The following is a 13349-nucleotide window of genomic DNA, read 5'->3' on the forward strand; positions in this document are numbered from 1 at the left end:
TGAATAGTCACAAAGAAACCATGATAGTGCGCTGAACCCCATCATGGTTTCATATTAAGATATTGATGCTTATAACTAAATTTTAAGCATTTCGTATAAGCTGTATTGTGTTAATATCAAAAATATTTTGAATACTTCTTAAAAATTTAACTCTAATGAGAATTTTCCTAACTAAAATGCTTAGGCTCTGCCTAAAAATTAGGGATAATATTTAAAGAGTAGTAACCATAGTTTTAACTCCTATAACTAATGCTAAAGAATAATTATAAAAAAGCTTATTCAGTTATGAAATATAGTACTGAATAAGCCTAGAAAGTAAGTATTGAAATTTAACAATGGGAATTCTTAAACCATTGCTGGATCGCTAACAGAGTCTGTACCTATTTCTACACGACCAGCAAAGCGCCGATAAAACTTATTGTCTTGACTACATGTAACGGCAAAGTCATACCATTGCCATGTATCTTTTAACTCTCGGTGTTGAGTGACAGTCTCTTGAGCTTTAACATTAATTTTAAGAGGTTCATCTGTACGATAAGCAACAGGTGTTAAAATAAAATCTACTTCTTTAGTCGAAATATTTATCAAATCCACATAGACATTACCATTATTAATGTCATAACACACCCGTATTTCAGGATTGATTTGTAGATCTTGATTACGGTTTAAATCGCCTCGAAAATGTCGATGATAGCCATTTGGACCTATTACCCAAAGATCGTACATTCCTTGGTTATCCTTTTTGACACTCCAAACATCATCTAGTGTTTTTCCTGCTTCTACAATGTAACGACGTGGGATAGCACTAAGGTTTAACTTGTCATAGACATGGAAAACTGCACCTTGTGTACCTGTATTAGAGAAGAGTAATTTAACCGTGCCATCATTTTGACAACGTGCACTGGTATGTAATTCATAAGGTAATGCTTTAGAACGACGGATCCCACTGGCTTGGATTGGAAGTTGTAAATTGGTTGGAATCGGAACTTTAGGTAACTTTTGCTGATCTGAACGAAGCTGATCTGCCTGCTCACGAGTTTTTTTACCACTTAATTCTGGTAGTACATCTTCATTTGGATTTTCAAAGTTAAAGGCTGAGGTTAAATCACCACAAATTGCACGACGATAAGGACTGATATTACTTTCTTTTACACCAAAACGTTTTTCTAAAAACATTAATACTGAAGTATGATCAAATACCTGAGAATTAACGATTCCACCACGACTCCATGGTGAGATTACAAATAATGGTACACGTGGACCAGGTCCATATACCCCATTGTCTTTTTTAGGCTGACTGGTACTCCCCAATGGTGCATCATGCACATAATATTCATGTTGCATATCGGCTTGACTGAGTGTTGATTTGCCAGCATAAGTATTATCTACTTGTAGCGTTGGTGCAGAAGGTGAAGGAATATGATCAAAATAACCATCATTTTCATCAAAATTGATTAAAAAAACAGTTTTACTCCAAACCTCTGGTACTGCTGTTAACGCATCTAAGATTTCCTGAATAAACCAAGAACCTTGAACTGGGCTTGATGGACCAGGATGCTCACAATAGATTGATGGTGCATTGATCCAAGAAACTTGAGGAAGTTTTCCTGTTTTTATATCATTTTTAAAAGCATCTAAAAATTCTTCTGGTTTATTGCCGGGCAGGGTATTTGCAATACCTTTATACAGAGGATTTTTAGCATTATCGGTTGTGGCATCGTAAGCTTTATAAGGCAACGGTTGAGCCACCTTATTGTACGGACTATTCGGCGCACCACCACTTGAAACAGGGTAGCCTGAAGCAATATTAGCTTTTTTAAAAGTACGGAATGCACCGAGCATGTTATCACCCCATTCATCTGGCATATTTTGATAACAGATCCAGTTGATACCTGCTTCTTCTAAACGTTCGGCATAAGTTTTCCATGTGTAGCCGATATCAACATTTTTTGGATCACCATCAATCCAGTCCCATTCATTGTTAACAAAAGCGGTACTAGTCGGTACTGCACCATTGGTACCCGTTAAATGAAATGAACGGTTGGCATCTGTACCTGTGTGCATTGAACAGTGATATGCATCGCAAATAGTAAAGGCATTAGCTAAAGCAAACTGATAAGGGATTTCCTGTTCTTTAAAATAACCCATTGCGTAATCGGTTTTATAAGTTGGCCAATTTGACATTCGGCCATTGTCCCAAGCTTTTTGGCTGTCTATCCAAGTATGATTTGTACCAGGTGCGCGTTGCGCATTACTCCTTGATCCATCTAAATGGAAAGGCGTTAATAATGAACCATCACTACGTTGTTGTTGCCAAATACTACGCCCATTTTGCAGAGGAATAGTGAAACGATCTGCAAAACCGCGAATCCCTTTTAATGTTCCAAAATAATGGTCAAATGAACGGTTTTCTTGCATTAAGATAACTACATGCTCGACATCCTGAATTGTTCCGGTTTTATTATTTGCAGGAATAGCTAATGCTTTTTGAATACTGGCCGGAAATGTAGATAAGGCAGCAGCACCAAAACTTGTTTTAAGCGTATTTACTAAAAATTGACGACGATTAATCACAGTATTTCCCTTTTTATTCTTATTTTTATGGTGCACAACGTATTAATGGTTTTTTGGAATTATCAGGTGGAGTTATAGACTGATCATCATTTGAATCATTGCAGGCAGTGAGTATGAGTAAAATTGGCAGAAAATATGTTCGCTTAAAACTGCCCTTTAATTTTTGCAACATTTGCTTTATCCATAATAAAAGAAGCTAATACCATAGATAAGTGATATGACAATAGGGTGTCATATTTATTACGACATCACATATGTACAAATGGTTCATATCAATACAGTTGCTCTTTTTCTAAATTAAAAATGGTAATTAAAAAATATAAGAAACTGTATAAGGTTACATATAATTACTGCTCATTTAACATAAATCGCTTATACGAAATGCCCCTCACTTAAGGGTCTTCACTATCGCACCATGTCGCGCTTTGCAGTCACTATATTTGGCCACAGTGTCTACAGATTACAGCTTTACCCGCCCTGACTCCAATTTTTGCAAATCAGGGCAAGGTTCTAGTAAATTAGCTGGAATCACTTGCGATAAGTGAGTTGACGGCTGCCCCCCCATCATCATCAAAACAAAACTGCTTATACACAGGGCGATCAATGATCTTTTGTAGCTCATGTGTAACTGTTTCAGCTTTGATCCGCTGTTCTGATTTTGCTTTTTCATAATCTGCGCTCACTTGATTTATTGCATTCTGTTTTTCAGCCAAAGCTTTTATATGCTTTTGCTTAATTACTTGAATCTTTGCTGTGCACTGCTCACCACTTGCAACACGAAGCTTTTTTGATAAATGATTTGTGTATGCCAGTTGTCCAATACAGATAAAAGAAAGGACCGCAATTGCGATCCAGTATTTAAGTTTCCAAAGTGTTGCCCATATCATTTGAGGAATACCTCTTTCTCTTTCGCACGGCGATTTACTAATCCTTGCATGCGTTTACCACCAGCATTCACCCACACATCAAATTGTTCTGCTGCACCGCGAATATCACCAGCATTGAATTTTTTAACCAATGTTGATTTGCTAAAAGCGCTTGGACCAATATTGTAGGTAAGCGATACCAGCGCATCGAACTGATTTTGATTCAGTGGTACTGTTACAGCATTATTTACAGCTGATTCAAACTTCTTTAAATCATAGACCATGTAGGCCTTGGCTTGTGCTTCAGTGCAGGTATCACCTTTCTTAACACGTATGCCATTGGGATAAACCGTGGTACCAAAACCAATAGTCCACACTCCCACACCATCGTCATAGGCTTTTAAGCGCAAGCCCTCAAAGCCACATATGAGATCAATACCAAAAAGGCTAACGACCATTTGATCAATCGCAATACCCAACATATCAGCCACTGTTGAATCTGTAGCAGTTGCAATCACTTCATTGGTTGCATCAACTTGCTTTTGAGTAAGTGTTCCACCGCTGATCTTTCTTAAAAAATCGAATATTTGTTTCATTTCACTTTCCTTTAAGCATAAAAAAAACCGCCTACATGGCGGTATAAATTGAGCATGCTAAATGCCTATTAAGCAATAGACCATAAATAATAATATTTTTGGATATCTGGGTTTAAAAATTCATCACCATCAAGATCATAATGAAATGGCTTACCCTCTAAAAGCTCTACACTATTCAAAGAAGTTAGATATTTTTTTAAGAATTTTTGAAATAATTCAATTTTTTCAGGAAACACGCTTTCACCATCCCATAAAATCGTAGCCATTTTAAAAATCTCAAGAAAACCTATAAGCGCGAAGTATAATGATCACAATTAATCATTTCAATAATTTATTGAGAACTAAATCACATTTATTTTCTATTTGCGTAAATCATCTTTTGCACTTTTACTACATCAATAATGGTCTTTCCTTCCTGCTTATTAATGAAGTTAAATGTCCATCTGACAATCGCTCAACCCGGTAACCCGCACACTAAGAAGAAACCACCTAAAGCAATCATTCCCCAAATATCAGTGACCCACTCATGTAAGCCCTATTTCACAATGATGAATGCCCCCCAGCCAAACTTGATACAACTGTGCAAATTAAACCTACCGCCCATTCTTGCGGTGAACGTGGTAGACGCATCATGATCACAACCGTTGCAACAAATGCTATTGCTAAAGTGACCATAATTGCTGCACCATAAAACTTTAAAAACGTGACAAGGCTACTTGTAGACACTGGTTCCATTAATTCCTCCTAATTTTTGGCAATAAAAAACTCACCCTTAGGTGAGTTTTCCAATCTCTGCTTCCTATGAAATCAGATACATATATACTTTTGCTTTAAACGCATTCATAAAGACATTTAAAAGAACATCTTTAAGTTTTTCGAAAAATGACTTAACAAAAAAAATGGTAGCTAGCTTTAAATGTTCAAACAAGAACACTCGAAATAATTTCCATGAAAAACCAAATTCATTGTATGAAGATTTCAATAAAGTGCCCAACAGATGAAATGTTTCAAATGAAACTTCGACCACGATTGTCACAAGGTCAATTACAATTACTTTTAGAATTCCGCTCATTTTCAAAAACCTCTTTTGGATTTACAAAAATAGTGATCAACTTGTATTAAAAAAACAGATCACTATTTTGCCCGCCACTTTAAGAAGTTTTTTAGAAGTTGAGTTATGCATAAAGTTCTCATAAAATTATTGTGTTATGAGTTATTTATACCCTTAAAATTTAGTAGCGTCAAACAACTACTCAGCACCCAGAAAACTATGTAGTCCAACCTATTACAGAGTTCCCACAACACGCTGAAATATTAGTTTCTGATACAAACGGCGCATTCTTCGCAATTTCAACGAGACGTTTGACTGATTCATCCGCGCCCCATCGTTTGGTTTCACCAAAGAATACCTCTACGTCGTGACCAGCTAAGCAATGCTTAGGCAGGCCAGTGTTATCGCTATAGATTGGCTCACCATCTGCATCCCGCTCTACCCCACTCATGTTCAATCAAACGGCAAAACTCACGGTCAGTTGTATTTTCACAATAACTGGCATCAATGGTGATGAGATAAACAGGTACACAACCAAACCAGTCTCGCATCTGTTGCTCTTGTCGAGCCTTCTTCCAACCACCCTGATTAAACATCACCTTTTCACATTGTCACATTGACCCAATACCATGCGATTTTGAGCCATAAATGCAGATGAGGCCCAAGCAAATGCCAAAAAGTTCTCATCGTCGTGAATGAGCTCAGCAATATGGTCATGATCTGGGTTGTGAAGCTCTCCGCCAATCGTCAACCAGTTTTTAATCACCCAATCCTTCAAATCTACGGCGGGTGCAAGCAGAATTGCTTCTTGCTCTTCTGCTCGATCAATTAGGTCTGTTGGTGGAAATAGTCTGATCTGTTCCATCTTCTAATCTCCCTAAGTGATCTTGAATCCACTGAATGACATAACCCGATTCAATATGATCAGATTCAAAGCGTATATGCCTATAACCCATTTCCTCAGCAAAATCATATTTACAGAATGCGTTTGCTATCTTTTTCCCACCACGACCAACCGACCATGGGCTACCCACTATTTCAATAAGAAGTCTCAACTTCACAATATGAAAATCGAATCGCCAGTTTTTGGTAGGTTCAAATTGAAACTTACACTCATAACCAATTAGGTTTTTTTCTAATTCCTGAAATAGAGTTTCTTCAGCTTCTAAATATTTTTCTTTAGCCTTAGGTAAGGGTTTAGAGCGTAGTTTATTTTTAGGTGGGCGTTTCTTTGTTTTCCAGAAATAGCTGTCAGCATCCATAAATAGCACCCATTAAAAAACCGCCCGAAGGCGGTTTTTATATACTTTTAATTTTAAGAAAAATCTAATTCTTTTTCAAAACGTTTTAATTCATGGCGAGCCATAGCTAAGTTAGCTTTTTGACGATCTAAAACAAGGTATAGGAATAATGAATCATTCGTATCGAGTGGGCGAACCAAGTGATATTGCTTACCTAAAGTAATTAAAATATCTTCAATCGCATCATTCAAGCCTAAAGATTTTGCCACACGGCGTTTAGCGCGAATTACTTCTGTATTTCCAGCTGCAGCAAGCTCCAAGTCTAGGCCTGAACCCATAGAAGCCAAAGTTAAGCCACTCTCACTATCAACAAGTGCGCCAACTACAAAACCATCAATATCGTTTAAAGCTTCCAAGCTTAATTTAGCCATTAATAATAACCCTTTATGGAATAAAAAAAATAGGAGACAAATTTTTCCTAACAATTCTCAACAATTACATATTTCATTAATATTATCAATGACAAAATTTTACCTTTTATATCAAAACCCATAAAAACTTATCAAAAAATTAGAAAATATGTAAAGCTTCTCGCAAATTCCTAATTCGCTCTTTCAACTTAATCATGATGCCATCAATCGCCAGCATCTCATTCCGCGTCAATCCAGTTCGACTTAGGTTTTGATATTTTGACAGATCAGCACTGCAAAATTCTAAGTCTTGTTTCGCTTGCACACGGTCTGTCATGGATACCTCGAATAGAAAAGAAAAACCCCGCCAACATCTAGAATGCGACAGGGTTTTATGTGCCGTAATACGTTCGGCAATGGAGAAATTACTTAATCATCTTTACCGCATTTACGGCATTCTTGTGTATATCCACAATCAGGGTCGTAATCAAATTCATAAGCGTGAAGACAAAATAATTTACGAAGGAAATAGATCATAGCTTTCTCCTTAATCTCGATTATGGGATATGAGAGGGATTATCATTAGACGGCTATCCAGCATCCCCAATAATTTAATAGGGTTAATTCGAAATTTTTAAAGGTATCGAATTCGAGCTATTTAAAACTCAGGAAAGAAAAAAGCCTGTCCCTCTTGGAGAAAGAAACAGGCTATAAACTAAATGCACTACATGCCATGGTGAATCTGTTTATACGATAATGGTAACTGATTTTTAACATAATGCAATTAATAAATATACCAAATGGTAAATTATTTTCACATTTAAAAGCCCGATCAAATGACCGGGCTTTCGTTGCTATAATCAATTGAACTTATTTTTCAATATCAATTCAATTCGCCTAGTAGCATCACATATACTCATTTCTGTATGTCGCCAGAAATAAAATACCTGAGCATTAATAAGATATTTTTGCTTAATGTAATCAGAGATCTTACCTCTGTGAACTTCGCTTGCATTGAAGCGATTCTTATCTAACCTAATTACCCATCCCTCTAAATCACCACCAATACAAATATGCATCCCTGCCCACCATATGGTTATAACTTACCCACATTATACAAACAGCTGGCAAAAAAAACCTGCTCCTTGGGGAAGGCGCAGGCAGAAAACTTAAAAACTATTCTTCATTAACGAAGAGTATTCATATCATTATACTTGGTATATTTTGCGACTTCAATCACACTTCAAGTATATAAACAAAAAATACCCACTAATTTTGGGTAAGTGGGTATATAAACTTTTAATCTTAAAAAAAAATCCATCACAAGATGAGCTTTGGAAACTTTGTTGGTCAAACCACAATACGACCAGTATAGAAATAAGATACCCTAGTTATCATTAGATATGATAGCTTCACGCCTTCATTTCTTTGTAAGTATTTCTTTTATACATCTCAATAGCTTTTGATGCTTCATCAATTGCTGATTCAATCGCTAGAGCCATAAGGTTTTCATATCCCTTCCATGTGAGTCGATAAACATTCTGTGTCATCTGATGCCCATTAATCCCCGCATAATATAATCGACCTTGAGCAGTAAAGTTATTCTCAAGTGTTGGGTCCAAGGCGAAATCAATCACCATTCGGGCAACTAAATAAGCCATGTGGCTCATTGTGATTTGTTCAGGCTCTCGCCTCTTATATGCCACGGCGTTTTGAAGCATGATATTTACTAAGTGAATACGGACATCACTCTCGCACTTCCCATCAAACACAATCAGCGCTGTTACCGACTTAGCAAGTTGCGTCTCCATCGATGCAATAGCACCCAAATGATCTTCGTAATTCAAAGGTTTCTCCCCAGTGCCATGTGCTTGTGGCTCAAAGTTTGGTGACTTTGCAGTAATGCCATGAGTCAACCATTCAAATTTTTCTGCCATTACTACATTCATCCCAATCACCCTATTCGCTTTAAAATTTGCTCTAGTGCTAAACCGCTTTTTACTTGTTCAGTGCTGTACCGATATACCTGATAACCCAACCCCTGTGCCGAGTTATATTTATCCATATACCCTAAATAACCTTTACCCCCTTGTGTGACAGCCATTGCTCCAAATTCCGCCTTCAACCTCAATCAAAATCATTTTTTCTACCAGGTGGAAATCAGCTCTCCACTTCCGATCTGCATTAAATTTAAACTCCTGTTCAAACTTGATCTTGTGTGCCCTGAGGTGCTGAGATAAAACCGCCTCACCCTCACTCACCACTTGCTCTTTCTTGACCGATGCAGGACGCTTGGCCCTGCGTTTTGATTTATTGATCTTCTTGTAATCAGCGATTGAGATGCTGGTCACACAGTCACCCCAAATAACTGTTTTGCTTTGCCGGTGGCTCTATAAGTACAAACCGTTACCCGCTCCACATAACCCAAACTCATGAGGTCTAGCAGACAGGTTCTTATTGAATTTGCCCCAGCATCTATGCCACTTCCCTGAATAACCCCATGAGCTTTCACTACTCAACTATCACCCGAACACTAACCGTATTCGGGGTGAAAATGACACACATTTTTAAGAATACTGGCGATGGTGAAATTGAATAATTGGTCACTGATGCTAAATTTAAAGAAGTGACTTGGAGAGTGTGATGGAATTAAAACAATTAGAACCAGCTGAAATTGTGCGGGATAAATATGGATCATGGATGCATCCAGAATATCGTGAATATCTGGATAAGCATCATAACAATCAAGAATGGATTTCCCAGATTGAGTGCGATGAATTGAAGCGTCATTTCAATATCATTACTACAAAGTTTTATTTAGAAGCATCTGTTTCAGCTGATATCCACGAGGAAATGATGAATGCGTGCGATCTTTCAAAGTGGGACCCAATTGTGCCCCATGGTTTTTTCTTAATTGATATCGGTTTTACGGAAGATGACGCGGAAGCCGTCTTTGCAAAAGAAATCGGAAAAGAAAGTGAGGTCGCGTGATGGATATTCAGAAATTATTTGAAGAATTATATGTAAAAAATGCACGAAGCTGGTTATTAGAACGCGATCCAGATGGCTCATATAAATATCATACAACCCAATCCGCATTTGTGCTTTTTGAAAATCAGCAACTGGAAATTGAGTCTTTAAAGTCTGGGTTAGCTAAGGCTCAAGCAGTGTCAAAAGAGGTCCTTCTTGAAAGCGACTGCATGATTAACCAAACTTGGTTTATGAAAGGAATCTTGCATCAGCATTAATAAAGCATGCTGAAAATGCATATAAAAATGAAGTAATAGCCCAAAACTCAAAGATTAAATTCGGCACAGATGACAACGAGCATTAGTTTGCTCACGACGTACCATTTTTTGGAAGAGTTCAGATAGATCGCACTGAAGAACATGGGTTAGTTGAATGAGATATTTCTTTAATGGGTTTTGGCAAGAGCCTTTTGACACTAAATCTGGATGCATCAAGCTTTTAGAGGAATGTATTGCAGAAAAGCGTGAAGAAGAACAGGAGCAAGGCCATGATTGAGAAAACAGAAAATCTTAGATTTTGGCCTTGAACAGATCGAGGTTCTAATATCAGAACTTCAAGAAACCTTTGATGAATTCCATGCGAATCTCGGCCCTTTCGCACTGGACGAGTTTGGGGTTTCCATTGAGATTAAGACCAAATCTGGCGAATACAGCTACAACCTTGAGCAGTTAAAGAATTAAAGGAAGTGGATATTGAGCTTTTTTCTGCTTCTCAATTAGCTGAAAAATACAACATGTCAACAACAACAATCAGAGATCGTCTTGTGTCAATTAATCAAGGCACTAAAGGCAAGGCTTTATACAATCCTCGCTTAGCCCGTGATTTACTCACCACAAAAAACAAAAGAGGCAGACCGAGAGCTAATTAGCTCTCACTGCCGTTAAACATTTCTACTAGATCTTGAGCGTCAGGATTGTAGTAAGTGTTGATCAATATCCCAATTGTCTTATGCCCCGTTATTTTTGCTAAAACCTCAACAGGTAATTTGCGAACTTTAACCATTCTTGTGATTGCTTCGTGTCACGAATCATGAAAGTTAATTTGAGAAAGATTTGCCCTTTTTTTGGCTCTCACCCACGTTGCACAAAATATATCTTTGTCAATTGGAACCAATTGATCGCTATCCAAAGGTAACAATGAAAGTAGGCGCTTAGCTTCTTTAGACAATGGTACGTTCCGAGATTCGCCATTTTTAGTTATGGGTAGGTGTACAAAACCATCTTTTAGGTCTGCCCTACACATTGCAAGTATTTCACCTTGTCGCATTGCTGTTTCAAGCGCAAATAAAAACGCCCACGCTACATAGTGCTTGGACTTTTCAGGTGTGGTTAAACCACTCCAATCCAGTGCTTCAAGCAATATTTGTTGCTGTTCAGGTGTGATGCTTTGGTTTCAGGATTTCTCCTTACTTGGCATTGTTACGGTATGCCAAACGTTCGACTCAATTAAAAATAGCTCTTTCATTGCATAAGTAAAAACAGCTGAATAAATAGCATGCTCATTTCTTAATGTTGCTACCTTTACATCTTTTTTTCTATTACGCCACTCTGCAATATCGCTGGGCTTAAAATCATAAATAGATTTATCAGCAATATTTGGCGCAATACGATCAAGATTTTTTATCTTAAACATAATTGTTCTAGCAGATCGCATGTGTCGACCATGCTCTTGATAATACTTATCGCATAATTGACGAAATGGGTATGCTGGCTTTATCCCTTGCTCAAGATTAACCCTACCTGTTTTAAGTTCTAATAGTCTAATTGACGCCCAGTGCTCGCATTCTTTTGCTGTATCTCCGGTTGCTGAATATTGCTGGTTTTCAAAAGTGACTGTGATACGCCAAGTTGCCCCACGCTGTATTCGTTTTGGTAGTTTTATTTTGGTACAGATTGCCTTTCATTTTATCCATAATGTAGGGAAAAGGAAGAAAATGCGGGGAATTTCATGCAGACAAAAGAGAAGTTTTAATACCGTTAGATTTTAAATAAAAATTCAAGATATTGTTTTTTAATAATTATTTTTAAAATAATTTTAATATATGGGGCTGGATTCTTTAGATACCACCTAAAATCATTGTATACTATCTTTTTTTTATGAAGTCTGAGCAAGTCAACTACAGTTGCAAGCTCCCGCAGTGAATTTCTAATGAGTACATTATTACTAATTACCTCCTCACCGACCTCTGTTCACGCGTGGCATGCCTTGGGTCTAGCTCAAGCCCTACACAGTAATAAACAAGCCTTTCGGGTGTTTTTCTACCAAGACGGTGTTGCTGTTGCCAATGCTTTACAATGGATGCCAGATGATCAACGCAAACTCACTTCAGAATGGCAAAAACTGGCAATCCATTTACCCGTATGTGTAAGTGCTGCATTGGCCCGTGGCATTACCGATCAGGAAAATGCACAACGCCACAATATTCAGCAACATAACCTTGCTGATGGTTTTGAATTAGTAGGTCTGGGTGAACTTGCAGATGCTGTTCAAACCTCACATCGTCTTATTCAATTCTAAGCATTTATTTTTATAGAATTTGTTGCATTTAAAAGGTTTATTGTGTGAAAACTGTACTCGTGATATTAACTCAGTCAAATTTAACCAGCTTGCAAGTGCATGAAAGTTTATCTGCAACCATGGTTCTTGCTACTTTTGGCTGTGAAGTGAAAGTTTTACTACAAGATGGCGCACTCAGCCTATTGGCTTCTGAACTCGAATTTGACCAATTAAAATATACGTTTAAAATTGCATCAAATATGGTTGATAGCTTTGAATTTTATGATTTAACACCTGTATTGGTCGAAGAAAAATATAGAAACCATACTTTTGTTAAAAATTCAGAACAAGAGATTGAGTTTACAGCTTTTGATGCGACTCTCATTCAACAGTTTGATCATGTGCTGTATTGGTAAATGGTGAAAAATATGTCTGAACAATTTATTTCAAGAAATACCCTGTACCTTATTCAAGCCAGCTATGCGTCAACCCCACTTGCGCTGTCTAAGTTAAAACAACTTTATACGCAAGGTGACAAAGTTGTTTTAATGGGTGAAGCTGTCATGCATGCGACGCATGAAGTCATTCAAAAAATTGTAGAATGCTATGTGTTGGAAAATGAACAACCTTTGTTAACTGCTCATCCAGCACATATTCAGCTGATTGATTATGCAACGTTCGCAACACTTTGCCTGCAATTTAATCGTAGCATTAGCTTAAAATAAACTTTCAGTATTGGTTTTTAAAGATGAATTTAGAACTTGACCAAGATGGCCATTTAGTTGATTACACCATTTGGAATGAACCCGTTGCACAAGAGCTGGCAAAAACTTTAAATTTGGAATTGTCACCTTGGCATTTTGAGGTTTTGCAGGCTGTCCGTCAGTTTTATCAGCAATTTGGCCATTCTCCAGCAACCCGCCCGCTCATTAAGTTTTTGATGAAAACAGTTGACCCTAAAATTGACAATGCTCTTTTGCAAGACAAGTTTAATACAGGGTTAGTGGCACGTCATCTGAGTCGTTTAGCAGGTATTCCCAAACCTGCAAATTGCTTATAAACTTGCAGAATGTAGTTTACTTTTG

General features: G+C 37.4%; 15 protein-coding genes and 5 pseudogenes. 8 read left to right on the forward strand and 12 right to left on the reverse strand.

The window, feature by feature from the left end; all coding sequences use genetic code 11:
- Window positions 1–345: 345 nt before the first annotated feature.
- The 11 genes and pseudogenes from BBP83_RS13515 to BBP83_RS13570 all read right to left on the reverse strand — a co-directional run bounded on the left by BBP83_RS13515 (window position 346) and on the right by BBP83_RS13570 (window position 9089).
- Complete coding sequence (locus tag BBP83_RS13515; protein WP_068889447.1) at window positions 346–2574, reverse strand: phosphocholine-specific phospholipase C; 2229 nt, start codon at window positions 2572–2574, stop codon at window positions 346–348.
- A 518-nt stretch (window positions 2575–3092) separates the two neighbouring features.
- Window positions 3093–3461, reverse strand: a complete 369-nt coding sequence (locus BBP83_RS13520; RefSeq protein ID WP_068889448.1) for a hypothetical protein — start codon at window positions 3459–3461, stop codon at window positions 3093–3095.
- Entirely contained in the window at window positions 3458–4036 is a 579-nt protein-coding gene (locus BBP83_RS13525) for a lysozyme (protein ID WP_068889450.1), read from the reverse strand. The genes BBP83_RS13520 and BBP83_RS13525 overlap by 4 nt, the downstream gene beginning before the upstream one ends.
- 68 nt (window positions 4037–4104) lie before the next feature.
- Window positions 4105–4302 (reverse strand): hypothetical protein, encoded by a 198-nt coding sequence (locus BBP83_RS13530; RefSeq protein WP_068889451.1) that lies wholly within the window; start codon window positions 4300–4302, stop codon window positions 4105–4107.
- Window positions 4303–4388: 86 nt separating this feature from the next.
- Window positions 4389–4771, reverse strand: a pseudogene (locus BBP83_RS13535) (hypothetical protein).
- Window positions 4772–5304: 533 nt separating this feature from the next.
- Window positions 5305–5952 (reverse strand): annotated as a pseudogene (locus BBP83_RS13545) (putative metallopeptidase).
- The gene (locus tag BBP83_RS13550) at window positions 5912–6349 is read right to left on the reverse strand and encodes a DUF559 domain-containing protein (protein ID WP_068889454.1); all 438 of its coding nucleotides are present in this window, start codon (window positions 6347–6349) and stop codon (window positions 5912–5914) included. Before BBP83_RS13550 ends, BBP83_RS13545 begins: the two are co-directional and overlap by 41 nt.
- Window positions 6350–6402: 53 nt before the next feature.
- Window positions 6403–6759, reverse strand: coding sequence for a roadblock/LC7 domain-containing protein (locus BBP83_RS13555; RefSeq protein WP_068889455.1), 357 nt, complete (start codon window positions 6757–6759; stop codon window positions 6403–6405).
- Window positions 6760–6898: 139 nt separating this feature from the next.
- On the reverse strand, window positions 6899–7075 hold the full coding sequence (locus BBP83_RS15340) for a hypothetical protein (protein ID WP_171258113.1): 177 nt from the start codon (window positions 7073–7075) through the stop codon (window positions 6899–6901).
- 1075 nt (window positions 7076–8150) lie between these two features.
- Entirely contained in the window at window positions 8151–8687 is a 537-nt protein-coding gene (locus BBP83_RS13565) for a hypothetical protein (RefSeq protein WP_068889458.1), read from the reverse strand.
- Window positions 8688–8692: 5 nt separating this feature from the next.
- A pseudogene (locus BBP83_RS13570) lies at window positions 8693–9089 on the reverse strand (PDDEXK family nuclease).
- A gap of 292 nt (window positions 9090–9381) precedes the next feature.
- Here BBP83_RS13570 and BBP83_RS13575 point away from each other — a divergent pair.
- From BBP83_RS13575 to BBP83_RS15565, 4 genes and pseudogenes are all read left to right on the forward strand, one after another.
- Window positions 9382–9729, forward strand: a complete 348-nt coding sequence (locus BBP83_RS13575; protein ID WP_068889460.1) for a hypothetical protein — start codon at window positions 9382–9384, stop codon at window positions 9727–9729.
- A complete protein-coding gene (locus BBP83_RS15560) occupies window positions 9729–9986 on the forward strand; it encodes a hypothetical protein (RefSeq protein ID WP_245669762.1) in 258 nt (85 codons plus the stop codon). The genes BBP83_RS13575 and BBP83_RS15560 overlap by 1 nt, the downstream gene beginning before the upstream one ends.
- Before the next feature lie 273 nt (window positions 9987–10259).
- Window positions 10260–10448: a hypothetical protein gene (locus BBP83_RS13585; protein WP_068889462.1), complete on the forward strand. Its 189-nt coding sequence runs from the start codon at window positions 10260–10262 to the stop codon at window positions 10446–10448.
- Window positions 10436–10636 (forward strand): annotated as a pseudogene (locus tag BBP83_RS15565) (DNA-binding protein); the annotation flags it as partial. The gene BBP83_RS13585 and the pseudogene BBP83_RS15565, both read left to right, overlap by 13 nt.
- Here the strand turns inward: BBP83_RS15565 and BBP83_RS13590 are convergent.
- Window positions 10633–11649, reverse strand: a pseudogene (locus BBP83_RS13590) (tyrosine-type recombinase/integrase). The pseudogenes BBP83_RS15565 and BBP83_RS13590 sit on opposite strands and share 4 nt — an antisense overlap.
- A 267-nt stretch (window positions 11650–11916) precedes the next feature.
- On the opposite strand from BBP83_RS13590, the gene tusD reads away from it, so the two are divergent.
- Genes tusD through BBP83_RS13610 form a run of 4 tightly spaced genes read left to right on the forward strand, consistent with a single transcriptional unit; the run spans window position 11917 to window position 13324 of the window.
- The gene (gene tusD, locus BBP83_RS13595; RefSeq protein ID WP_068889463.1) at window positions 11917–12285 is read left to right on the forward strand and encodes a sulfurtransferase complex subunit TusD; all 369 of its coding nucleotides are present in this window, start codon (window positions 11917–11919) and stop codon (window positions 12283–12285) included.
- A 44-nt stretch (window positions 12286–12329) separates the two neighbouring features.
- The gene (locus tag BBP83_RS13600) at window positions 12330–12680 is read left to right on the forward strand and encodes a hypothetical protein (protein ID WP_068889465.1); all 351 of its coding nucleotides are present in this window, start codon (window positions 12330–12332) and stop codon (window positions 12678–12680) included.
- Window positions 12681–12692: 12 nt separating this feature from the next.
- Complete coding sequence (locus BBP83_RS13605; protein ID WP_078055456.1) at window positions 12693–12989, forward strand: DsrH/TusB family sulfur metabolism protein; 297 nt, start codon at window positions 12693–12695, stop codon at window positions 12987–12989.
- A 23-nt stretch (window positions 12990–13012) separates the two neighbouring features.
- Window positions 13013–13324 (forward strand): TusE/DsrC/DsvC family sulfur relay protein, encoded by a 312-nt coding sequence (locus tag BBP83_RS13610; RefSeq protein WP_068889467.1) that lies wholly within the window; start codon window positions 13013–13015, stop codon window positions 13322–13324.
- Window positions 13325–13349 lie beyond the last annotated feature (25 nt).

The sequence above is a fragment of the Acinetobacter celticus genome, assembly GCF_001707755.1.
GTDB classification, from domain to species: Bacteria; Pseudomonadota; Gammaproteobacteria; order Pseudomonadales; family Moraxellaceae; genus Acinetobacter; species Acinetobacter celticus.